The sequence below is a fragment of the Streptomyces sp. NPDC051822 genome (assembly GCF_044452745.1).
Classification (GTDB): Bacteria; Actinomycetota; Actinomycetes; order Streptomycetales; family Streptomycetaceae; genus Streptomyces.
Window position 1 is genome coordinate 922,398 of the sequence record NZ_JBITBZ010000002.1, and the last position, 22,215, is coordinate 944,612.

General features: G+C 71.1%; 21 protein-coding genes and 1 riboswitch. Of the genes, 14 read left to right on the forward strand and 7 right to left on the reverse strand.

Annotated features, from left to right (window positions below; translation table 11 throughout):
• Positions 1-73: 73 nt before the first annotated feature.
• The gene (locus tag ACIA8N_RS10000; RefSeq protein WP_365780491.1) at positions 74-778 is read left to right on the forward strand and encodes a TipAS antibiotic-recognition domain-containing protein; all 705 of its coding nucleotides are present in this window, start codon (positions 74-76) and stop codon (positions 776-778) included.
• 45 nt (positions 779-823) lie between these two features.
• Here ACIA8N_RS10000 and ACIA8N_RS10005 read toward each other — a convergent pair whose 3' ends face one another.
• Positions 824-1,273 (reverse strand): M23 family metallopeptidase, encoded by a 450-nt coding sequence (locus ACIA8N_RS10005; RefSeq protein ID WP_365780492.1) that lies wholly within the window; start codon positions 1,271-1,273, stop codon positions 824-826.
• Positions 1,274-1,527: 254 nt separating this feature from the next.
• On the opposite strand from ACIA8N_RS10005, the gene rpsB reads away from it, so the two are divergent.
• The 10 genes from rpsB (at position 1,528) to ACIA8N_RS10055 (ending at position 12,252) form a co-directional block, all read left to right on the forward strand.
• Positions 1,528-2,451: a 30S ribosomal protein S2 gene (gene rpsB / locus ACIA8N_RS10010; protein ID WP_359205304.1), complete on the forward strand. Its 924-nt coding sequence runs from the start codon at positions 1,528-1,530 to the stop codon at positions 2,449-2,451.
• 102 nt (positions 2,452-2,553) lie between these two features.
• Positions 2,554-3,390, forward strand: a complete 837-nt coding sequence (tsf, locus tag ACIA8N_RS10015; protein ID WP_030551002.1) for a translation elongation factor Ts — start codon at positions 2,554-2,556, stop codon at positions 3,388-3,390.
• Positions 3,391-3,554: 164 nt separating this feature from the next.
• Positions 3,555-4,319, forward strand: a complete 765-nt coding sequence (gene pyrH / locus ACIA8N_RS10020; protein WP_365780493.1) for a UMP kinase — start codon at positions 3,555-3,557, stop codon at positions 4,317-4,319.
• Positions 4,320-4,413: 94 nt separating this feature from the next.
• Positions 4,414-4,971: a ribosome recycling factor gene (frr, locus tag ACIA8N_RS10025; protein WP_365780494.1), complete on the forward strand. Its 558-nt coding sequence runs from the start codon at positions 4,414-4,416 to the stop codon at positions 4,969-4,971.
• A gap of 113 nt (positions 4,972-5,084) precedes the next feature.
• Positions 5,085-6,074, forward strand: a complete 990-nt coding sequence (locus ACIA8N_RS10030; protein WP_365780495.1) for a phosphatidate cytidylyltransferase — start codon at positions 5,085-5,087, stop codon at positions 6,072-6,074.
• A 293-nt stretch (positions 6,075-6,367) separates the two neighbouring features.
• Positions 6,368-7,480, forward strand: coding sequence for a 23S rRNA (adenine(2503)-C(2))-methyltransferase RlmN (gene rlmN, locus ACIA8N_RS10035; protein WP_365780496.1), 1,113 nt, complete (start codon positions 6,368-6,370; stop codon positions 7,478-7,480).
• A 29-nt stretch (positions 7,481-7,509) separates the two neighbouring features.
• A riboswitch (TPP riboswitch) is annotated at positions 7,510-7,620 on the forward strand.
• Positions 7,621-7,703: 83 nt separating this feature from the next.
• Positions 7,704-8,798, forward strand: a complete 1,095-nt coding sequence (locus ACIA8N_RS10040; RefSeq protein ID WP_365780497.1) for a thiamine ABC transporter substrate-binding protein — start codon at positions 7,704-7,706, stop codon at positions 8,796-8,798.
• Positions 8,799-8,836: 38 nt separating this feature from the next.
• Positions 8,837-10,450 carry an iron ABC transporter permease gene (locus ACIA8N_RS10045; RefSeq protein ID WP_365780498.1) on the forward strand — a complete coding sequence of 538 codons (1,614 nt, stop codon included), beginning with the start codon at positions 8,837-8,839 and terminating at the stop codon, positions 10,448-10,450.
• The gene (locus ACIA8N_RS10050; RefSeq protein ID WP_365780499.1) at positions 10,450-11,484 is read left to right on the forward strand and encodes an ABC transporter ATP-binding protein; all 1,035 of its coding nucleotides are present in this window, start codon (positions 10,450-10,452) and stop codon (positions 11,482-11,484) included. Before ACIA8N_RS10045 ends, ACIA8N_RS10050 begins: the two co-directional genes overlap by 1 nt.
• 120 nt (positions 11,485-11,604) lie before the next feature.
• Positions 11,605-12,252 carry a dihydrofolate reductase family protein gene (locus ACIA8N_RS10055; protein ID WP_365780500.1) on the forward strand — a complete coding sequence of 216 codons (648 nt, stop codon included), beginning with the start codon at positions 11,605-11,607 and terminating at the stop codon, positions 12,250-12,252.
• A 15-nt stretch (positions 12,253-12,267) separates the two neighbouring features.
• On the opposite strand, the gene ACIA8N_RS10060 is transcribed toward ACIA8N_RS10055, so the two are convergent.
• From ACIA8N_RS10060 to ACIA8N_RS10080, 5 genes are all read right to left on the reverse strand, one after another.
• Complete coding sequence (locus ACIA8N_RS10060) at positions 12,268-13,407, reverse strand: Rossmann fold nucleotide-binding protein (RefSeq protein WP_365780501.1); 1,140 nt, start codon at positions 13,405-13,407, stop codon at positions 12,268-12,270.
• 92 nt (positions 13,408-13,499) lie between these two features.
• Positions 13,500-14,651 (reverse strand): hypothetical protein, encoded by a 1,152-nt coding sequence (locus tag ACIA8N_RS10065; RefSeq protein ID WP_365780502.1) that lies wholly within the window; start codon positions 14,649-14,651, stop codon positions 13,500-13,502.
• Positions 14,633-15,361, reverse strand: coding sequence for an ATP-binding cassette domain-containing protein (locus ACIA8N_RS10070; RefSeq protein WP_365780503.1), 729 nt, complete (start codon positions 15,359-15,361; stop codon positions 14,633-14,635). The genes ACIA8N_RS10065 and ACIA8N_RS10070 overlap by 19 nt, the downstream gene beginning before the upstream one ends.
• A gap of 206 nt (positions 15,362-15,567) precedes the next feature.
• Positions 15,568-16,938 (reverse strand): aspartate aminotransferase family protein, encoded by a 1,371-nt coding sequence (locus ACIA8N_RS10075; protein ID WP_030206463.1) that lies wholly within the window; start codon positions 16,936-16,938, stop codon positions 15,568-15,570.
• Between the two features lie 2 nt (positions 16,939-16,940).
• Positions 16,941-17,447, reverse strand: coding sequence for an Lrp/AsnC family transcriptional regulator (locus ACIA8N_RS10080; protein ID WP_037629050.1), 507 nt, complete (start codon positions 17,445-17,447; stop codon positions 16,941-16,943).
• 190 nt (positions 17,448-17,637) lie between these two features.
• Between ACIA8N_RS10080 and ACIA8N_RS10085 the strand changes: the two genes are divergently transcribed.
• The 3 genes from ACIA8N_RS10085 to ACIA8N_RS10095 all read left to right on the forward strand — a co-directional run bounded on the left by ACIA8N_RS10085 (position 17,638) and on the right by ACIA8N_RS10095 (position 20,983).
• Positions 17,638-19,074 carry a gamma-aminobutyraldehyde dehydrogenase gene (locus ACIA8N_RS10085; RefSeq protein ID WP_365780504.1) on the forward strand — a complete coding sequence of 479 codons (1,437 nt, stop codon included), beginning with the start codon at positions 17,638-17,640 and terminating at the stop codon, positions 19,072-19,074.
• 142 nt (positions 19,075-19,216) lie between these two features.
• Entirely contained in the window at positions 19,217-20,383 is a 1,167-nt protein-coding gene (locus ACIA8N_RS10090) for a spermidine/putrescine ABC transporter substrate-binding protein (protein WP_365780505.1), read from the forward strand.
• A 54-nt stretch (positions 20,384-20,437) separates the two neighbouring features.
• The gene (locus ACIA8N_RS10095) at positions 20,438-20,983 is read left to right on the forward strand and encodes a hypothetical protein (RefSeq protein ID WP_365780506.1); all 546 of its coding nucleotides are present in this window, start codon (positions 20,438-20,440) and stop codon (positions 20,981-20,983) included.
• Here the strand turns inward: ACIA8N_RS10095 and ACIA8N_RS10100 are convergent.
• Entirely contained in the window at positions 20,965-22,140 is a 1,176-nt protein-coding gene (locus ACIA8N_RS10100; protein WP_365780507.1) for a serine hydrolase domain-containing protein, read from the reverse strand. The two genes, ACIA8N_RS10095 and ACIA8N_RS10100, sit on opposite strands and share 19 nt — an antisense overlap.
• Positions 22,141-22,215 lie beyond the last annotated feature (75 nt).

Genomic DNA, 22,215 nt, shown 5'->3' on the forward strand with positions numbered 1-22,215 from the left:
GCGCTCGGCACGGGGAAGGGCCTCCTCCCTGGAACTCGGGGTTGAAGTTGCCGCTGCGGCAGCTCCTACCGTCGTGACCAGGGCCGGAGAGACCGGCCTGCTGCCACCGGCCCGGATCGGCGCCAACGGTCACCGCTACTACGAGGAGCACCAGCTCCTGCTGCTGCAGCAGATCCTCGTGCTGCGGGCGCTGGGCGTCGGGCTGCCGGAGATCGGCCGGATCCTGTCCGCACAGGTCGACGAGGTGGACGCCCTGCGCGGCCACCACCGGAGGCTGCTCGCGGAGCGGGACCGGCTCGACGCCCTGGCCGCCACCGTCTCCCGCACGATCGCCGAACTGGAGCGGTCCAGGAAGGACGGCAACCCCGTGACCATCAACCGACCGGAGAACCTCTTCGAGGGCGTCCAGCCCTCCCACTACGCGGAGAACATGCGCGACTTCCCCGAGCTCGCCGAGGAGGTCGGACGCCGTGCCGCCGCGATGAGCCAGGCCGACGCCGACGCCGGGCACCGTGAGCGCACCGCCCGGATGATCCGGCTGGCCGAGCTCATGGCCGCGGGCCACACGGCCGGCGCCGGACCGGTACAGGCGGAGATCGACGCCCAGTACCGGGCGCTGACCCGGCTGCGTACCGTCTCCGCCGAGGAGTACCGGGCCATCGGGCGCTCCTGCGTGGACAACGACGCCTGGCGCACCGCGTACGAGGCGATCGCCCCCGGCCTGGCCGGGTACCAGCGCGACGCCATCGAGGCCTACGCCACCACCCGGCTGAGCTGAGCCGACGCACGGCCGTCCTCCCGGAGCGGAGGCGGCGACCCCTCCTCATCCCCCGAGCGGCAGCAGGCGCGACGGCGGGCGGGGGACGAGGAGCAGGGGGTTCAGGTACAGGTCGCCTCTGAGGAGGCCCCAGTGCAGGCACGTCCGAGCGCAGTGGGTGCCCGGTGCGACCCGGGCGACAGGGGTGCCCGCACGGACCGTGGTGCCCGCCTTCACCAGGGGCGTCACGGGGGAGAAGGTCGTGCGGAGCGGGGGAGCGCCCGTGCCCGGGAGGGTGAGGGTGAGGACCCCGCGCCCGCCGACCGGCCCCGCGAAGGTGACCGTCCCGGCCGCCGGGGCCAGGACCGGGGCGTCCGCCGGGGCGGCCAGGTCGACCCCTCGGTGACCCGGGGCGTACGGGCCGGCGGGGGGCTGCCAGCCGCGGAGGATCTCGGGAGGCGGCGGGCCCACCGGCCACAGCAGCCCGAGCGTGAGGATCAGCGTCGTGAGGAGCATGGGAGAAGGCTCCCCGGCGCGACCGGTCCGGACGGGTCCCGGACCGTATCTGTGGACTACTCGCAGGTTGTGGACAGGGCCGTCACCCGACGCTCCCGGGGTCCCGTACACTTCCTATGGCGACTCGGGTCACCGGGTCGACTTCGCACGCCCCGCCACCGCCTCATCGGTGGTGGCAGCGCCTTTCGGTCCCTCGTGGGCATGGCGCGCCGGGGCGTCAGGAACACAACCGAGAAACCCAAGGAGATACGGCCATGGCCGTCGTCACGATGCGGGAGCTGCTGGAGAGCGGCGTCCACTTCGGTCACCAGACCCGTCGTTGGAACCCGAAGATGAAGCGCTTCATCTTCACGGAGCGCAACGGCATCTACATCATCGACCTGCTCCAGTCGCTGTCGTACATCGACCGCGCCTACGAGTTCGTCAAGGAGACCGTCGCCCATGGCGGCTCCATCATGTTCGTCGGTACGAAGAAGCAGGCGCAGGAGGCCATCGCCGAGCAGGCGACGCGCGTCGGCATGCCGTACGTCAACCAGCGTTGGCTCGGTGGCATGCTCACCAACTTCTCCACCGTCTACAAGCGTCTGCAGCGCCTCAAGGAGCTCGAGCAGATCGACTTCGAGGACGTCGCCGCTTCCGGTCTCACCAAGAAGGAGCTTCTCGTGCTCTCGCGCGAGAAGGCCAAGCTGGAGAAGACCCTCGGTGGTATCCGCGAGATGTCCAAGGTGCCCAGCGCCGTCTGGATCGTGGACACCAAGAAGGAGCACATCGCCGTCGGCGAGGCGCGCAAGCTCAAGATCCCGGTCGTCGCGATCCTCGACACCAACTGTGACCCCGACGAGGTCGACTACAAGATCCCGGGCAACGACGACGCGATCCGCTCCGTCACCCTGCTCACCCGCGTGATCGCCGACGCCGTCGCCGAGGGCCTCATCGCCCGCTCCGGCGCCGCGACCGGCGACTCGAAGCCGGGCGAGAAGGCCGCCGGCGAGCCGCTCGCCGAGTGGGAGCGCGACCTGCTCGAGGGTGAGAAGAAGGAGGCCTCCGAGGAGGTCGCCGAGGCTGCTGCCGAGGCCCCCGCCGCCGAGGCGCCGGCCGCCGAGGCCACCGAGGCTCCGGCCGAGGCCGCTGCCGAGGTCGCCACCGAGGCTCCGGCCGCGGACGCCGAGCAGGCCTGACCCTTCAGGACCTTCGGGTGACGACGGCGGGGGCCCACGAAGCCCCCGCCGTCCACCCGTGGACCCGCCCGATCTTTCAGACTTCGAGAGAGAAACAGACTCATGGCGAACTACACCGCCGCTGACGTCAAGAAGCTCCGCGAGCTCACCGGCGCCGGCATGATGGACTGCAAGAAGGCCCTCGACGAGGCCGACGGCAACGTCGACAAGGCCGTCGAGGCCCTGCGCATCAAGGGCCAGAAGGGCGTCGCCAAGCGCGAGGGCCGCTCCGCCGAGAACGGCGCCGTGGTCTCCCTCATCGCCGACGACAACACCTCCGGCGTCCTCGTCGAGCTGAAGTGCGAGACGGACTTCGTCGCCAAGGGTGACAAGTTCCAGGCCGTCGCCGACAAGCTCGCCGCCCACGTCGCCGCCACCTCCCCGGCCGACCTGGACGCGCTGCTCGCCTCCGAGATCGAGGCCGGCAAGACCGTGCAGGCGTTCGTCGACGAGGCCAACGCCAACCTCGGCGAGAAGATCGTCCTGGACCGCTTCGCGCAGTACGCCGACGGCTTCGTCTTCTCGTACATGCACCGCACGATGCCGGACCTCCCGCCGCAGATCGGTGTCCTCGTCGAGTTCGACAAGGCCGACGCCGCCGTGGCCAAGGGCATCGCCCAGCACATCGCCGCCTTCGCGCCGAAGTACCTCACCCGTGAGGACGTTCCGGCCGAGGTCGTCGAGACCGAGCGTCGCGTCGCCGAGGAGACCACCCGCGCCGAGGGCAAGCCCGAGGCCGCGCTCCCGAAGATCGTCGAGGGTCGCGTGAACGGCTTCTTCAAGGACGCGACGCTGCTCGGTCAGCCGTACGCCCTTGACAACAAGAAGTCCGTCCAGCAGATCCTGGACGAGGCCGGTGTCACCCTGAAGCGCTTCACCCGCATCAAGGTCGGCATCTGAGTCCGTCCGCGAACGCGACGGACACCGGACCCCGGTAGGGTCTGAGGCAGTCGTCCGCCCCCGCGCAGGACGACCGCAGATCTGACGAGGAGGCCATTGCCGTACGGGATACCGCGAGGACCCACCGGCAATGGCCTTCGTCGTATGTGCACGAGGAGATCTCCATGAACCAGTCCGCCGCCCAGGGCGACGACATCCACGGCAAAAAGTCCGGCCGCTTCATGCTGAAGCTGTCCGGCGAGGCGTTCGCCGGCGGCGGCGCGCTCGGCGTCGACCCCGACGTCGTGCACAAGATCGCGCGCGAGATCGCGGCGGTCGTCCGCGACGGAGCGGAGATCGCGATCGTGATCGGCGGCGGCAACTTCTTCCGCGGCGCCGAGCTGCAGGTCCGCGGCATGGACCGGGCCCGCTCCGACTACATGGGCATGCTCGGCACCGTGATGAACTGCCTCGCCCTCCAGGACTTCCTGGAGAAGGAGGGCATCGACTCCCGCGTCCAGACCGCCATCACCATGGGTCAGGTCGCCGAGCCGTACATCCCGCTGCGCGCCGTGCGGCACCTGGAGAAGGGCCGCGTGGTCATCTTCGGTGCAGGCATGGGCATGCCGTACTTCTCCACCGACACCACGGCCGCCCAGCGTGCCCTGGAGATCGACGCCGAGGCCCTGCTGATGGGCAAGAACGGCGTGGACGGCGTCTACGACTCCGACCCCAAGGCCAACCCCGACGCGGTCAAGTTCGACGCGCTGGAGTACGGCGAGGTGCTCTCCCGTGACCTCAAGGTCGCCGACGCCACCGCCATCACCCTGTGCCGGGACAACAACCTCCCGATCCTCGTCTTCGAACTGCTCGCCGAGGGCAATATCGCTCGCGCGGTGAAGGGTGAGAAGATCGGCACGCTCGTGAGCGACCAGGGCACCCGGGCCTGACCCGAACCGGGGAACCGCCCCGCAAGGGGATGGACAGAGCCCTGCCGGTCGTACACCGTGCAGGACACAACGCGACGACACGCAGGAGCATGTGGTGATCGAAGAGACCCTCCTCGAGGCCGAGGAGAAGATGGAGAAGGCCGTCGTGGTCGCCAAGGAGGACTTCGCCGCGATCCGCACCGGCCGTGCGCACCCGGCGATGTTCAACAAGATCGTGGCGGACTACTACGGTGCCATCACCCCCATCAACCAGCTCGCGTCGTTCTCCGTTCCGGAGCCGCGCATGGCCGTGGTGACCCCGTTCGACAAGAGCGCGCTGCGCAACATCGAGCAGGCCATCCGGGACTCGGACCTCGGCGTCAACCCGAGCAACGACGGCAACATCATCCGGGTGGTGTTCCCCGAGCTGACCGAGGAGCGCCGTCGGGAGTACATCAAGGTCGCCAAGGGCAAGGCCGAGGACTCGAAGATCTCGATCCGCGCCGTCCGCCGCAAGGCCAAGGAGACCATCGACAAGTTCGTCAAGGACGGCGAGGTCGGCGAGGACGAGGGCCGCCGCGCCGAGAAGGAGCTCGACGACACCACCGCGAAGTACGTCTCGCAGGTGGACGAGCTGCTCAAGCACAAGGAAGCCGAGCTGCTCGAGGTCTGATGAACGACTCTTCCTGGGGGGCCCCGGGCGGCACCGGCCGTCGGGGACCCGACCAGGGGCCTGCCCCGGCGGGTCCCGCATACGATCGGCATCAGGCGGCGCAGACTCGGCCCATGCCCATCGTGCCCGACGTTCCCGCCGGCGGATTCCAGGACGGTCACGGCCGGGGGGCCGCTCACCCGAGCGGTCCCCTGTTCCGTGACGAGACGCCGCACGAGCACCCGCAGGAGCCCATGCCCAGCCCCACCCCGCCTCCGCCGCCCGCGCCGTCGGCGCCCCGGCAGAAGAAGAGCGCGGGGCGCGATCTGGGTGCGGCCATAGGGGTCGGGGTCGGTCTCGGCGCCGTCATCATCGCCTCGCTGTTCATCTGGAAGCCCGCGTTCATCGGGGTGATAGCGGTCGCCGTGGTGGTCGGGCTCTGGGAGCTCACCTCCCGCCTCCAGGAGCGCAAGGCGATCAAGGCTCCGCTGGTCCCCCTCGCGGTCGGCGGTGCGGCGATGGTCGTCGCCGGCTACGTCAGGGGTGCCGAGGGTGCCTGGGTGGCGATGGCGCTGACGGCGCTCGCGGTGCTCGTCTGGCGCATGACGGAACCGCCCGAGGGCTATCTGAAGGACGTCACGGCGGGTGTGTTCGCCGCGTTCTACGTGCCGTTCCTCGCGACCTTCGTGGCCCTGCTGCTCACCGCCGACGACGGTCCGCAGCGGGTGCTGACCTTCCTGATCCTGACGGTGGTCAGCGACACCGGGGCGTACGCGATCGGCTGGCGCTTCGGCAAGCACAAGCTGGCCCCGCGGATCAGCCCCGGCAAGACCCGCGAGGGTCTGCTGGGCGCGGTCACGTTCGCGATGGCGGCGGGCGCGCTGTGCATGGAGTTCATGATCGACGACGGTGTCTGGTGGCAGGGCCTGATCCTCGGTGTCGCGGTGGCGGCGAGCGCGACGCTCGGCGACCTCGGCGAGTCGATGATCAAGCGTGACCTGGGCATCAAGGACATGGGAACGCTGCTGCCCGGGCATGGGGGCATCATGGACCGGCTGGACTCGCTGTTGCCGACGGCGCCGGTGGTCTGGCTGCTGCTCGCCTTGTTCGTCGGGACCGGCTGACCGGGCATGGTGCCACGCGGCGGAGCCGCACGTCGACACAGCATGGACCGGCTGGACTCGCTGTTGCCGACGGCGCCGGTGGTCTGGCTGCTGCTCGCACTGTTCGTCGGAACGGCTTGACGGACACCGGGTACTCTGGAAGGGCTCGTGGCGCGTGCGCCGCGGGCCCTTCCGTCGTCCTCGCCGCTGCGGGGATGTTCCAGTGAGGTCTCCTGGCTCCGGCATCGCGATGCCGCGGTCCCCGTTTTCACGGGGATGGCCAGACCTCGTGCCGTCTGAGGAGACACCCCATCGTGGCCCGTCCCGTGCCCGGAGAACTCACTTTCGTCGCCCCCCGCGGAGCCAAGAAGCCGCCGCGGCACCTGGCCGACCTCACCCCCGCCGAGCGGAAGGACGCCGTCGCCGAGATCGGCGAGAAGCCCTTCCGCGCCAAGCAGCTGTCCACGCACTACTTCGCGCGGTACGCGCACGACCCCGCGGAGTGGACGGACATCCCCGCCGCCTCGCGGGAGAAGCTGGCCGCGGAGCTGCTGCCCGACCTGATGTCCGTGGTGCGGCACATCTCGTGCGACGACGACACCACCCGTAAGACCCTGTGGCGGCTGCACGACGGCACGCTCGTCGAGTCGGTGCTCATGCGCTACCCGGACCGGGTGACCATGTGCATCTCCTCCCAGGCCGGCTGCGGGATGAACTGCCCGTTCTGCGCGACGGGCCAGGCCGGGCTCGACCGGAACCTGTCGACCGCCGAGATCGTGCACCAGATCGTCGACGGCATGCGCGCGCTGCGCGACGGCGAGGTCCCCGGAGGCCCGGCGCGGCTCAGCAACATCGTCTTCATGGGCATGGGCGAGCCGCTCGCCAACTACAAGCGCGTCGTCGGCGCCATCCGGCGGCTGACCGACCCCGAGCCGGACGGCCTCGGCCTCTCGCAGCGCGGGATCACCGTCTCCACCGTCGGCCTCGTGCCGGCGATGCTGCGCTTCGCCGACGAGGGCTTCAAGTGCCGCCTCGCGGTCTCGCTCCACGCCCCCGACGACGAGCTGCGCGACACCCTGGTGCCGGTGAACACCAAGTGGAAGGTGCGCGAGGTCCTCGACGCGGCCTGGGAGTACGCGGAGAAGTCCGGGCGCCGGATCTCCATCGAGTACGCGCTCATCCGGGACATCAACGACCAGGCCTGGCGCGGTGACCTGCTGGGCCGGCTGCTCAAGGGCAAGCGGGTGCACGTCAACCTGATCCCGCTGAACCCGACGCCCGGCTCGAAGTGGACCGCGTCCCGCCCCGAGGACGAGAAGGCCTTCGTCGAGGCCATCGCGCGCCACGGCGTTCCGGTGACCGTACGGGACACCCGCGGTCAGGAGATCGACGGTGCCTGTGGACAGCTCGCGGCGTCCGAACGCTGACCTTGTACTCTGAGCTCGAACACATCTCCATATTCCGACAGGGGAGCGCCACAGCGCTGAGAGTGCGGTCACCGTAGGACCGCAGACCCTCTGAACCTTGCCCAGGTCATTCTGGGTAGGAAGTTCGGTCGTTAACTCAAGCTGTTGCGCCCTGCCCGCGTCCGGTTCCGCCGGCCGTGGGCAGGGCCGCGTCTCTTCCTGGTCATACCCAGGAGGAATCTCAGTGACCATCAAGAAGACCGCTGCCGCCGCGATCGTCGCGGCGCTCGGCGTCACCACCCTCGCCGCCTGCGGCACGGAGGACGCCCGCGACGCCGCCGGCAAGTCCGGCGCGCCCGCGCCGAAGACCGTGACCCTCGTCAGCCACGACTCCTTCAACGCCTCCAAGGAGGTGCTCGCGGAGTTCACGAAGCAGACCGGCTTCACCGTCAAGGTCCTCAAGGCGGGCGACGCGGGCGAGGCCGTCAACAAGGAGATCCTGACCAAGGGCTCCCCGCAGGGCGACGTCTTCTTCGGCGTCGACAACACGCTGCTCTCCCGCGCCCTCGACAACGGGATCTTCGTCCCGTACGAGGCCGAGGGCGTCGACCGGGTCCCGGCGGAGTACCGGCTCGACAAGGAGAACCGGGTCACGCCGGTCGACTCCGGTGACATCTGCGTCAACTACGACAAGAAGTACTTCGCGGGCAGGAAGCTGGCGCCGCCGCAGACCTTCGACGACCTGGCGAAGCCCGCGTACAAGAACCTCCTCGTCGTCGAGAACCCCGAGCGGTCCTCGCCGGGCCTCGGCTTCCTCCTCGGCACGGCCGCGAAGTACGGCGACGACGGCTGGCAGGACTACTGGACGAAGCTCAAGGCCAACGGCGTGAAGACCGTCGACAGCTGGGAGCTCGCCTACAACCAGGAGTTCTCCGGCTCGGCCGGCGGCAAGCAGGCCAAGGGCGACCGGCCGCTCGTCGTCTCGTACGCCTCCAGCCCGCCGGTCGAGGTGCTGTACGGCGAGCCGCAGCCGAAGGTGGCGCCCACCGGCGTCTCCACCGGCACCTGCTTCCGGCAGACCGAGTTCGCGGGCCTGCTGAACGGCGCGAAGAACCCCGAGGGCGGCAAGGCGCTGATCGACTTCCTGATCTCGAAGAAGTTCCAGGAGGACATGCCGCTCCAGATGTTCGTCAACCCGGTGGCGAAGGACGCGGTGCTGCCGGAGCTGTTCACGAAGCACGGTGTGGTCGTCGAGAAGCCGGAGACCATGGCCCCCGAGAAGATCGCCGAGAAGCGTGACGCGTGGATCCAGCAGTGGTCGTCGCTCGTCCTGAAGTAGCGCGCGACCTCCGGGGGAGCGCGGCGCGGCTGGGGCTCATGGCCCTGCCCGTCGCGTTCTTCGGGGTCTTCTTCGCCTGGCCCGTGGCGTCGATCGTCGAGCGGGGGCTGCGGCCCGACGGGACCTGGCGGTTCGGACGGATCGGCGAGACGCTGAGCCGGCCGGACATCCTCGACGTGCTCGGCTTCACCGTGTGGCAGGCGCTCGCCTCCACCGGCCTGACGCTGCTCGTCGCACTGCCCGGCGCGTACGTCTTCGCGCGCTTCGACTTCCCGGGCAAGAGCGTGCTGCGGGCCGTGGTCACGGTGCCGTTCGTGCTGCCGACCGTCCTCGTCGGCACGGCGTTCCTGGCGCTCGTCGGCCGGGGCGGTCTCACGGACGAGCTGTGGGGGCTGCGCCTCGACACCGGTGTCTGGGCGATCCTCCTCGCGCACGTCTTCTTCAACTACGCGGTCGTCGTACGGACGGTCGGCGGCCTCTGGTCCCAGCTCGACCCGCGCCAGGAGGAGGCCGCCCGGGTCCTCGGCGCGTCCCGGTGGACGGCCTGGCGGACGGTGACGCTGCCCGCGCTCGTGCCGGCGGTGTCGGCGGCGGCCCTGATGGTGTTCCTCTTCACCTTCACCTCCTTCGGCGTCGTGCAGATCCTCGGCGGGAACACGTACTCCACCCTCGAGGCCGAGATCTACCGGCAGACCGCGCGGCTGCTCGACCTGCCGACGGCCGCCGTCCTGACCCTGGTGCAGTTCGCGGCGGTCGGCGCGATCCTGGCCGTGCACGCCCGGACGGTACGGCGGCGGGAGACCGCGCTGCGGCTCGTCCCGCCGGAGCGGACCGCGCGCCGGCCGCGCGGCGCCGGACAGTGGGCGCTGCTCGGCGGTGTCCTGCTCTCGGTGGCGCTGCTGATCCTGCTGCCGCTCGGCGTGCTCGTGGAACGTTCCTTCGCAGGACCGCAGGGGTACGGGCTCGGCTACTACCGGGCGCTCGGCTCGCTCGACGAGTCCGGCACCTTCCTCGTACCGCCCCTGGAGGCGATCGGGAACTCGCTGCGGTACGCGGTGGCCGCCACCGGCATCGCGGTGCTGATCGGCGGGCTCGCGGCGGCGGCCCTCACCAGGAGGGCGGGGCGGCTCGTACGGGGCTTCGACGCGCTCCTGATGCTGCCGCTCGGGGTCTCGGCGGTCACCGTCGGCTTCGGCTTCCTCATCACCCTCGACGAACCGCCGTTCGACCTGCGGGCCAGCTGGATCCTGGTCCCCCTCGCACAGGCCCTGGTCGGCGTCCCGTTCGTCGTACGGACGATGCTGCCGGTCCTTCGCGCGGTCGACGAGCGGCTGCGGGAGGCGGCGGCCGTGCTCGGCGCGTCCCCGTGGCGGGCCTGGCGGGAGGTGGACCTGCCGCTGGTGCGGCGGGCGCTGCTCATCGCCGCCGGGTTCGCCTTCGCCGTCTCGCTCGGCGAGTTCGGCGCGACGGTCTTCATCGCCCGGCCCGACAGCCCGACGCTTCCGGTGGCGGTGGCCAGGCTCCTCGGCCGGCCGGGCGAACTCAACTACGGCCAGGCCATGGCCCTCTCGACGATCCTCATGGTGGTGTGCGCGGTGTCCCTGCTGCTGCTCGAACGGCTCCGGACCGACCGCACCACGGGGGAGTTCTGATGCTGAGACTCGACGGGGCGACCGTACGGTTCGGGGACCGGGCCGCGCTCGACGCCGTGGACCTGGAGGTCGCGGACCACGAGATCGTGTGCGTCCTCGGACCGAGCGGCAGCGGCAAGTCCACGCTGCTGCGGGCCGTCGCCGGACTCCAGCCGCTCGACCGCGGCCGGGTGCTGCTCGGCGGCGCCGACCAGAGCGGGGTGCCGACGCACCGGCGCGGCCTCGGCCTGATGTTCCAGGACCATCAGCTGTTCCCGCAGCGGGACGTCGGCGGCAACGTCGCCTTCGGCCTCCGGATGCGCGGGGACGCGAAGGCCGAGCGGACGCAGCGGGTCCGGGAGCTGCTCGACCTCGTCGGCCTGCCGGGGGCCGAGCGGCGCTCCGTCGCCGCGCTCTCCGGCGGCGAGCAGCAGCGGGTCGCGCTGGCCCGTGCGCTCGCGCCCCGGCCCCGGCTGCTCATGCTGGACGAACCCCTCGGACAGCTCGACCGGGGGCTGCGGGAGCGGCTCGTCGTGGAGCTGCGGCAGCTGTTCGGACGGCTGGGTACGACGGTCCTGGCGGTCACCCACGACCAGGGTGAGGCGTTCGCGCTCGCGGACCGGGTGGTGGTCATGCGGGACGGGCGGATCGCCCAGTCGGGTGCGCCCGTCGAGGTGTGGTCCCGGCCGGCGACGGAGTTCGTGGCCCGCTTCCTGGGCTTCGACAACGTGGTGGCGGCGCGGGTGACCGGGACGGTCGCGGACACGGTGTGGGGCAAGGTCCCGGTGCCGGAGGGCTCGCCGCAGGGCGAGCGGCGGCTGCTCGTCCGGCCGGGCGGGGTCAGGCTCGTACCGGCGGCGGAGGCGGGGGCGCCGGGCTGGACGGTGGAGTCACGGACGTTCCGGGGCAGCCGGGTGGCCGTACGGCTCCGCCCCGCGGACGGCCCGCCGCTGGACGCCGAGCTTCCGCTGCGGGAGGTGCCGGAGGAGGGCGCCGGTGTGACGGTGGCCTTCCGGGCGGAGGACGTGGTGGTGCTGGGGGACGACGGCCCGTAGCGGGACGAGCGGGCGACACCGGCGGTGGGTGCGATGAGTTTTCTCCGCCCGGGGAGTCTCATGGGTGTGCGGTCGTCTCTCTTCGTCGACCACGCGTGTCGACCACTCAGGAGGAAAGCCGTGAGCCAACTGCTCAGAGTCCAGAACTTCATGGTCTCGTCCGACGGGTTCGGTGCCGGTGAGGGCCAGAGCCTCGAGCGGCCGTTCGGCCACGCCGATCCCGGGGAGATGTTCTCCTGGGCCGGTGCCACGGCGAGCTGGCCCATGCGCACCGACGCCGGGGGCAGCCGTGGCCTGGACGACTACTTCACGCGGGACTTCTCCCGCAACATCGGTGCCGAGATCATGGGCCGCAACAAGTTCGGGCCCCAGCGCGGGCCCTGGCAGGACCACGAGTGGCTCGGCTGGTGGGGTGAGGAGCCGCCGTTCCACACCCCGGTGTTCGTCCTGACGCACCACCCGCGTCCCTCGTTCACCCTCTCCGACACCACGTTCCACTTCGTCGACGCCGACCCGGCCACGGTGCTCGACCGGGCGCGGGAGGCGGCGGCAGGCAAGGACGTCCGCCTCGGCGGCGGGGCGACCACCGTCCGGGAGTTCCTCGACGCCGACCTCGTCGACACCCTGCACGTCGCGGTCGCGCCGGTGAAGCTCGGCTCCGGGGCACGGCTCTGGGAGTCGCCCGACGAGCTGCTCGACCGTTTCCACCGCGATGTCGTGCCCAGTCCGAGCGGCGGGGTGACCCACCACCTGTACTGGCGGAAGTGAGGGAGAAGGCGGGCCCTACGTCTTCGTGAGCCGTTCCAGGGCCGTCGGCGCCTCGTCGACCGAGTCCACCAGGGCGATCGTGGCCGCCATCGGGCGCCCGGTCGCCAGGGTCTCCAGGAGAGGCCAGGCCGGCAGGCGTTCGGTCCAGTGGGTGCGGTCGACGAGGACCATGGGCGCGGGGGCGCCCCGGGACTCGTAGTAGTTCGGGGTGGCGTCGTCGAAGATCTCCTGGACCGTTCCCGCCGCGCCGGGCAGGAACACGACGCCCGCCGTGCAGCGGGCCAGGAGGCCGTCCTCGCGGGTGGCGTTGGCGAAGTACTTCGCGATGTGGCCGGCGAAGGCGTTCGGCGGCTCGTGGCCGTAGAACCAGGTGGGGATGCCGACCGAGCCGCCGCCGCGCGGCAGCCGGGACCGTACCCGGAAGGCCGCGCGGGCCCAGTCCGTCACCGAGGGCGCGAACGAGGGGACCTCCGCGAGCAGGCCGAGGGCCTCGGTCAGTGCCTCGTCGGGCAGCGGGGCCGTGTACGCGCCGAGGTTCGCGGCCTCCATCGCGCCGGGGCCGCCGCCGGTCGCCACGGTCAGTCCGGTCCGTGCCAGCGTCCTGCCGAGCCGGGCGGCGCCCGCGTACGCCTCCGTGCCCCGGCCCATCGCGTGGCCGCCCATGACGCCGACGACCCGGGCGCCGTCGAGCAGCTCGTCGAGCGCGTCCGAGACGGCGTCGTCGTGGACCGAGCGGAGCATCGAGGCGAAGATGTCGCCGTCGGCCCTGGTCCGCTCGAACCAGGCGTACGCCAGCGCGTCGGGGGTGGCCTCGTACGCCGTCTCCGTGATCCCTGCGTACAGGTCCTCGGGGGAGTACAGCGCCGGCCGGTACGGGTCGAAGGGCAGGTCGGGTACGGGCGGGAAGACCAGCGCGCCGTCGACGCGGACCTTGGCGGCGGCCTCTGGTTCCATCGGGCAACCGAGGAAGACGGTGCCGGCGGTGGTGGCGGTCAGCAGGGCGAAGGTCCGGTCGGTCAGGTCGACGGACTGCACCCGGTACCCGGCGAGCGATCCGGGCCGGGCGACCGCCTCGTCGAACTCGTCGAGGGTGTGGATCTCGCGCCCGTGCCCCCGCGGTCCGGGCGGCCGGTGGGACGGAGGAAGCGTCGCCATGGGCCCACGGTAGGGGCGGTAGGGCGGACCCACCACAGGGGCCGTCCCGGGTGGAGGACGGCCCCTGTCGTGGGTGACGGGCGGTGCGGGACTCAGCCCGTCAGCGGCACTGCGGCCAGCTCCGCCACCACCCAGGTCAGCGGGACGAAGACCGCGAGCAGGACGCCCGCCCGCATCAGGGCCGCGGTGCGCAGGACCGTCGGAGGGGCGCCGATGCGCAGGAGGGCCTCGGTGGTGTGCGCGCGGCCCTGCTTGGACTCCAGGGCGGCGGTCAGGAGGGTGGCCGTCGTGCAGCCGAGGATCAGGGCCGCGCCGAGGCTGGTGAGCGGGCCGAACGCGTCGGAGCGCGTGTCCGAGTCGTACAGCGCCGCCGCCGCGAGCGTGCCGGAGAGCACCGCGCTGACCACGCCGAGCGGGCGGCCGATACGCCGGGACTCGTCCATCAGGACGCGGCCGGCGAGCAGCCGGGTGGCGCCGGGCCGGACCGCCTGGAGGAGGCGCCCGCAGCCGTGGGTGATGCCGGGGCCGGCCATCGCGAGGCCGATCGCGGTGAGGACCCAGCCGGCCAGGACGCCCGCCGGGTTGCCGTCGAAGCGTCCTGGCAGCGGGAGCGCGCTCCCGGAGCCGCCGCGGCCCGCGTACGTCTCGACGGCCAGGCCGACCGCGACCAGGGCGACGCCCCACGGAAGGCCGGACGGCGCCGGCTTCGCCGCGCCCTCGGGCGGGGCGGGCGCGGTGCGCGGGCGCAGCGCGAGGCCGGCGGCCGTGGCGGCGGCGACCGGGAGGATCGCCAGCAGGGTGAGGGCCCCCGCGAGCGGGATCGGCTGGTCGGCGGCGAGGAGTTCGGCGGCGGCCCCGTCGAAGGGCAGGCCGGTGATGTCGCCGCGCAGGTGCAGGTAGAACAGCAGCGCGACCATGGAGCCGAGCGTGCAGGCGACGGCGGTGGAGGCGGCGGCGATGGCCGTGAGGCGGGCGGGGCCGAGGCCGACCGCCGAGAGTCCGGGCCGGGGGCGGGTCGCGGGGTCGGTGCGGGCCACGGCGACGGCGAACTGGACGGTGGCGGCGAGCGGCAGGACGCACCACAGGAGCCGCAGCACGGACGCCGAGGACCGCTCCGGGTGCCCGACGGCGTATCCGAGGGTGCAGAGCAGCAGGAAGCCCACCCCCGCGGCCGCGGCGGAGACGAGGAGCCGGCGGGTCAGGACGAGGGGATGGGCCCCGCGGGCTAGACGGAGAGCGAGCACGCGGCGACGCCCTCCGCCCCTGACGCCGGGGGTACGGCGCCGACCCGTCGTCCGTCGAGGAGCGCGACCGTGCGGTCGGCGAGCGCCGCGACCTCGCCGTCGTGGGTGGCGAGGAGCACGGTGATGCCGTGCGAGCGGGCGGCGGCCGTCAGGGTGCGCAGGACCTGTGCGCCGTCGGCGCGGTGCAGGGTGGCGGTGGGTTCGTCCGCGAAGAGCACCGTGGGGGTGGTGACCAGGGAACGGGCGATGGCGATGCGCTGGCGCTGCGAGTGGGTGAGGGCGTGCGGCCGCTTGCGGGCGCAGGCGCCGATGTCGAGGCGCTCCAGCCATTCCACGGCGGCGGTCTTCGCGGCCCGGTGGGAGACCCCGCGGAGCAGCAGGGGCAGGGCGGTGTTCTCCCAGCCGGTGAGTTCGGGGACGAGGCCCGGTTCGGGGTCGATCCAGCCGAAGCGGTCGCGCCGGAGCCGCTCGCGGTCGGCGGGGCCGAGCGTGTGGACGGGGCTGCTGTTGAACCAGACCTCGCCCTGCTGGGCGAGGAGCTGGCCGGACAGGCAGCGCATGAGGGTGGTCTTGCCGCTGCCGCGCGGCCCGACGAGGGCGAGGATCTCGCCTTCGCGGACGCCGAGCGAGACGCCGCTGAGCGCGTCGGAACCGCCCAGGGCGCAGTGCAGGGAACGCGCCCAGAGCACGTCGTTGTCCGGTGGGGCCATCGCGTACACCTCGATGTCGGATCCGATACTCGCTTTCCCCCGTCCGGGGGAACGAAGGACGGGCCTGTCGGTCACTGGGCACCGTAAGGATTCAGATCCGCTCATACGGACAGCACACGGCCCGGGCCGCCTCCATCCACTCGGATGGAGGCATGCCCGGGCCGGGGTCACGCCGTGAGGGCGGCGTGATGCTGGGGGAGGACCCTTTAGAGCTTGGTCCACGCCTCGGTGAGCACCGAGCGCAGGATGCCTTCGATCTCGTCGAAGGTGCCCTGGTCGGCGATCAGCGGCGGGGCCAGCTGGATGACCGGGTCGCCACGGTCGTCGGCACGGCAGTACAGGCCGTTCTCGAAGAGCGCCTTGGAGAGGAAGCCGTACAGGACGCGCTCGGTCTCCTCGTCCGTGAAGGACTCCTTGGTGACCTTGTCCTTGACGAGCTCGATGCCGTAGAAGAAGCCGTTGCCGCGGACGTCGCCGACGATCGGGAGGTCGTGCAGCTTCTTCAGGGTGTCGAAGAAGTTGCCCTCCTGGTCGAGGACGTGCTGGTTCAGGCCTTCCTTGTCGAAGATGTCCAGGTTGGCGATCGCGACCGCCGAGGACACCGGGTGGCCACCGAAGGTGTAGCCGTGGAGGAAGGTGTTGTCGCCCTTGTAGAACGGCTCCGCGATGCGGTCGGAGACGATGCAGGCACCGATCGGGGAGTAGCCCGAGGTCATGCCCTTGGCGCAGGTGATCATGTCGGGCACGTAGCCGAACTTGTCACAGGCGAACATCGTGCCGAGGCGGCCGAAGGCGCAGATCGTCTCGTCGGAGACGAGCAGCACGTCGTACTGGTCGCAGATCTCGCGGACCCGCTGGAAGTACCCGGGCGGCGGCGGGAAGCAGCCGCCGGCGTTCTGCACCGGCTCCAGGAAGACGGCGGCGACGGTGTCGGCGCCCTCGAAGAGGATCTCCTGCTCGATCTGGTCGGCGGCCCAGCGGCCGAAGGCCTCGGGGTCGTCGCCGTGGATCGGGGCGCGGTAGATGTTGGTGTTCGGCACCTTGTGCGCGCCGGGGACCAGCGGCTCGAAGGGGGCCTTGAGGGCCGGGAGACCGGTGATGGACAGGGCGCCCTGCGGGGTGCCGTGGTAGGCGACCGCACGCGAGATGACCTTGTACTTGGTGTGCTTGCCCTGCAGCTTGAAGTACTGCTTGGCGAGCTTCCACGCGGTCTCGACGGCCTCGCCGCCACCGGTGGTGAAGAACACCTTGTTCAGGTCACCGGGGGCGTAGTCGGCCAGGCGCTCGGCGAGCTCGACGGCCTTGGGGTGCGCGTACGACCACACGGGGAAGAACGCGAGTTCCTTGGCCTGCTTGTACGCGACCTCGGCCAGCTCCTCGCGGCCGTGTCCCGCGTTGACCACGAAGAGACCCGCGAGACCGTCGAGGTAGCGCTTGCCCTTGTCGTCGAAGATGTAGGTGCCCTCACCACGCACGATGGTGGGAACGGGCGAGTTCTCATACGACGACATGCGGGTGAAGTGCATCCACAGGTGGTCGTACGCGGTCTTTGAGAGGTCGCTTCGGGACTGGGTCACGATTATCGAGTTCCCCACATATAGGTCTGCTTCTTGAGCTTGAGGTAGACGAAGCTCTCGGTGGAGCGCACGCCGGGGAGGGTGCGGATGCGCTTGTTGATCACATCCAGCAGGTGGTCGTCGTCCTCACAGACGACCTCCACCATGAGGTCGAAGGAGCCCGCGGTCATCACCACGTACTCGCATTCGGCCATGGCCGTGAGCGCTTCCGCGACCGGATCCAGGTCACCCTCGACGTTGATGCCGACCATCGCCTGCCGTCGGAAACCCACGGTGAGCGGGTCGGTGACGGCGACGATCTGCATGACGCCCTGATCGAGCAGCTTCTGGACGCGCTGCCGCACGGCGGCTTCGGAGAGGCCGACGGCCTTTCCGATCGCCGCGTAGGGGCGGCGCCCGTCTTCCTGGAGCTGTTCGATGATCGCCAGGGAGACGGCGTCGATCGTCGGGGAGGAACCGCTTCCGGTTCTGGAGTCTGTGCTTCGACTGGCCACGACTTCACTGTGCACCGAGATTGGCCGTCGCGCAAGCTCGAAGCGATGTAATTCGTTGTCGATGGCTCTCAATCTCACTGAATCCGAAGTTGAGCGGGGTCGGGGCTGTTGAAAGCGTCAGTCGAGCGACTAGGCTGAGGTGTCTCGCCCATCGGGACACCGCACAAGGACGTGCGACGACAGAACGTGACAGGAGGGGTGGCAAGTGACCACCGAGCTGCGCCGGCTGCGTAACTACATCAACGGGGAGTTCCGCGACGCGGCCGACGGCCGCACCATCGAGGTGGTCAACCCGGCCACCGGCGAGGTGTACGCCACCTCCCCGCTCTCCGGGCAGGCCGACGTCGACGCCGCCATGGAGGCCGCCGCGGCCGCCTTCCCCGCCTGGCGAGACAGCACCCCGGCCGAGCGCCAGAGGGTGCTCCTCAAGATCGCGGACGCCTTCGAGGAGCGCGCCGCGGACCTGATCGCCGCCGAGGTCGAGAACACCGGCAAGCCGGTCGCCCTCACCGCGAGCGAGGAGATCCCGCCGATGGTGGACCAGATCCGCTTCTTCGCCGGTGCGGCGCGGATGCTGGAGGGCAAGTCCGCGGGTGAGTACATGGAGGGGATGACCTCGATCGTCCGCCGTGAGCCCGTCGGCGTCTGTGCCCAGGTCGCGCCGTGGAACTACCCGATGATGATGGCCGTGTGGAAGTTCGCCCCGGCGCTCGCCGCGGGCAACACCGTCGTCCTCAAGCCCTCGGACACGACCCCCGCGTCGACCGTCCTGATGGCGGAGATCATCGGCCAGATCGTCCCCAAGGGCGTCCTCAACGTCGTCTGCGGCGACCGTGAGACGGGCAAGGCCATGGTCGAGCACCCGACCCCGGCGATGGCCTCCATCACCGGCTCGGTCCGGGCCGGCATGCAGGTCGCCGAGTCGGCGTCCAAGGACGTCAAGCGCGTCCACCTGGAGCTGGGCGGCAAGGCCCCCGTCGTGGTCTTCGAGGACACCGACATCGACAAGGCCGTCGAGGACATCGCGGTCGCGGGCTACTTCAACGCCGGCCAGGACTGCACGGCCGCCACCCGCGTCCTCGTGCACGAGTCCATCCACGACGAGTTCGTCGCCGCGCTCGCCAAGGCCGCCGCCGAGACGAAGACCGGCCAGCCGGACGACGAGGACGTGCTCTACGGCCCGCTCAACAACGCGAACCAGCTGAAGCAGGTCGCCGGCTTCATCGAGCGCCTCCCGGCCCACGCCAAGGTCGAGGCCGGCGGTCACCGCGTCGGCGACAAGGGCTACTTCTACGCCCCGACCGTCGTCTCGGGCCTCACCCAGGACGACGAGATCGTGCAGAACGAGGTCTTCGGCCCGGTCATCACCGTCCAGTCCTTCACGGACGAGGCCCAGGCCCTGGAGTTCGCGAACGGCGTCGAGTACGCCCTCGCCTCCTCCGTCTGGACCAAGGACCACGCGCGCGCGATGCGCATGTCCAAGGCGCTCGACTTCGGCTGTGTGTGGATCAACACCCACATCCCGCTGGTCGCCGAGATGCCCCACGGCGGCTACAAGAAGTCCGGCTACGGCAAGGACCTCTCCGCCTACGGCTTCGAGGACTACACGCGCATCAAGCACGTCATGACCTCCCTGGGCTGATCCACCGGCCCCGCCACCGCGGCCCCGGCACCTTGATCGACAGGGTGTCGGGGCCGCGGTGGTTCGCTCGACGGACCGTCCATTGCCGCGGCCGGCGGCGGGCCGGGAAGCTGCTCGGGTGAGAGCGACAGCCAGGAAGAACATGTCCCGCCGGTCCCTGCTGCGCGGTATCGGCGGTGCCGGCGCCGCGAGCCTGCTCGCCGCCGGCTGCGGGGTCCCCGCCGCGTACGTCGACGAGGAGGACCGGGCGGGCCGCGACCTCTCGGCGCGCGACCGGACGCTCGACTTCGCCAACTGGCCGCTCTACATCGACACCGACGACGAGGACACCCGGAAGCGGCCGACCCTCGACGCCTTCGGCGGGCGCACCGGGATCTCCGTCCGGTACACCGAGGAGATCAACGACAACGACGAGTTCTTCGGCAAGATCGGCCCGTCCCTGATGAACCACCAGGAGACCGGGCGCGATCTGATCGTCGTCAGCGACTGGATGGCCGCCCGCTTCGTCCGCCTCGGCTGGGCCCAGGAGATGGACCGCGCCGCGCAGCCGCACGTCGCCGCCCACCTCGACCCGCAGCTGCGGACGCCCGCCTTCGACCGGGGGCGGCGGCACAGCGTTCCCTGGCAGTCCGGGATCACCGGCATCGCGTACGACCGGCGGAGGCTCGGCCGCGAACTCCGCTCCACCAGGGAGCTGTGGGCCGACGACCTGCGCGGCAAGGTGACCCTGCTCTCCGGGCTCGACGAGTCCTTCGCCCTGCTCATGCAGGGCAACGGCGTCGACGTCACCCGGTGGACCGGCGACGACTTCCACGCCCTGTGCGAGCAGGTCGAGCGGCTGGTCCGCGCGAAGCACATCCGCCGCTTCACCGGCAACGACTACATCAAGGACCTGTCCACCGGCGACGTGCTGGCCTGCCAGGCGTACTCCGGTGACGTCATCCAGCTCCAGGCCGACAACCCGGACATCGAGTTCGTCGTCCCCGAGGAGGGCGGCGAGCTGTGGGCCGAGTCCCTGCTGATCCCCAACCGCGCCCGGCACAAGGCGAACGCGGAGAAGCTCGTCGACTACTACTACGAGCCCGAGGTCGCCGCAGAACTCGCCGCCTGGGTCAACTACGTCTGCCCCGTGCCGGCCGCGCGGGACGTCCTCGCGGACTCCGGCGACGCGGAGCTGGCGGCCCTCGCGGAGGACCCGCTGATCTTCCCGGACGCCGCCCTGCGGGGAAGGCTCGCCATCGCCCGGGACATCACGGCGGAGGAGCGGCAGTCCTTCGCCGAGCGGTGGAACGCGATCGTGGGGCTGTGAGCACCCGGGCCCCCCGGGTTTTGAACACGTTCATAAAAGGCGTACGCTGCGATCATGAGCGACACGAACGGGCCGAGAGCCCTTCTTCGGCGTATACGCGTCTGGCTGATCGTCTTCGTCGTCTGTCTGGTCCTGAGCGGGATCACCGCCTTCCCGCTCGTCACCGAACTCCGCCTCCTCGACGACTCGCTCGACGGGTGGGCGGCGCCCGTGGCCGAACTGCTCCCCGGGCTCGCCGAGTGGATCGACCGGGTGCGGGGCGGCCTCGAGACCGCCGACGAGCAGGCCCCGTACCTGCTCTACGGCACCGACTGGCTGGCCTTCGCCCATCTCGTCATCGCCGTCGCCTTCTACGGCGCCTACCGCGACCCCGTCCGCAACATCTGGGTCGTCGAGTTCGGCATGATCGCCTGCGTCGGCATCATCCCGCTCGCCCTGATCTGCGGCCCCCTCAGGGACATCCCTTTCTGGTGGTCGGTCATCGACATGTCCTTCGGCGTCATCGGGATCCTGCCGCTGCTCCACGTACGCCGGATGATCAAGCGGCTCGAGACCGAGACCGAGACCGGCACCGGGACCGTTCAGTCCGGCAGGCCGTAGGCCGCCACCATCAGGCCGAGGGCCGTCGGGTTCATGTCCTGGCCTTTGGCGTCGGTGGAGTTGACGCTGTAGACGAGGGTGCGCGCGCCGTCGCGGGTCGAGGCGACGGCCGCGTTGTACCCCCAGCGGCCGCCCGTCTTGCCCCACACCTCACGCCCGCCGAGCCGCTTCATCGACAGGCCGGCGGAGTACGCGGCCGGGGCCCCGGTCTTCACGTCCGGCACCCGCGGCAGCGTGAACATCTCCTCCAGGAGCGGCCCGCGCACCACCCGGCCCGCGAACAGCTCCCGGGTGAACCGCTCCAGGTCGGCGGTGGTCGACACCAGGTCGCCCGCCGCCCAGCCGTCCGTCGTCCCCCACACGGAGACGTCCCGCAGCCCGGTCGTCCCGTCGTCGAGCCGCATCGTCTGGTAACCGTGGTTGTACGGCCCGGTCATCTCGGCGGCCGTGCCCGGCAGGTACGTGTCCCGCAGGCCGAGCGGGCGAAGGACGAGGCGCTCCGCCTGGCTCTCGTACGAGGCGCCCGTCACCCGCTCCACGATGAGGCCGGCGACCGTGTACCCGATGTTCAGGTAGTGCTGCCGGGTGCCCGGCCGGAACTCGCGCGGCTTCGCCGTCGCCGAACGGACCATCGCCTCCGGGGTGTGGACCCGGAAGCGGTTCGCGTACCACTCCTCCACCGTGTCGCCCTGGAAGTCGGGGGCCGGGATGCCGTGCGTGTGGTTCAGGAGCTGGCGGACGGTCACCGTGGCGTAGCGGCCGGGTATCAGGTCCGGGAGGTACGAGCGGGCCGTGCGGTCCAGGCCGATCCGGCCCTCGGCGGCCAGCCGGAGGACGGTCGCCGCCGTGAACACCTTCGTCACCGAACCGGCCCTGAAGCGGGCGGCCGGGTCCGCGGGGGCGTTCGTCTCCAGGTCGTGGACGCCCGAACCGCCCTGCCAGGAACCCTCGGTGCCGCCGACCCGGACGAGCGCCGCGGTGGCGTCGGCGCGGGGGAGTCCCGCGATGACCGCGCCCAGATCCGGACTCGTCGTGCGAGGTGCCTCGGACCCGGCCGTCGCCGGAACCGGCGCCGCGAAGGCCGGGGTCAGTGCCGGTCCTGCGGCGACGCCCAGGACCAGTGTCGCGGCGAGCAGCGTGCGGGTGGACTTCCTCATGGTCAACTCCGGTGGTGTGAGCCCTTGTTCTCGATGGCTCCATCCTGCTGACCAGGGACGACGAGCGGATCGCCC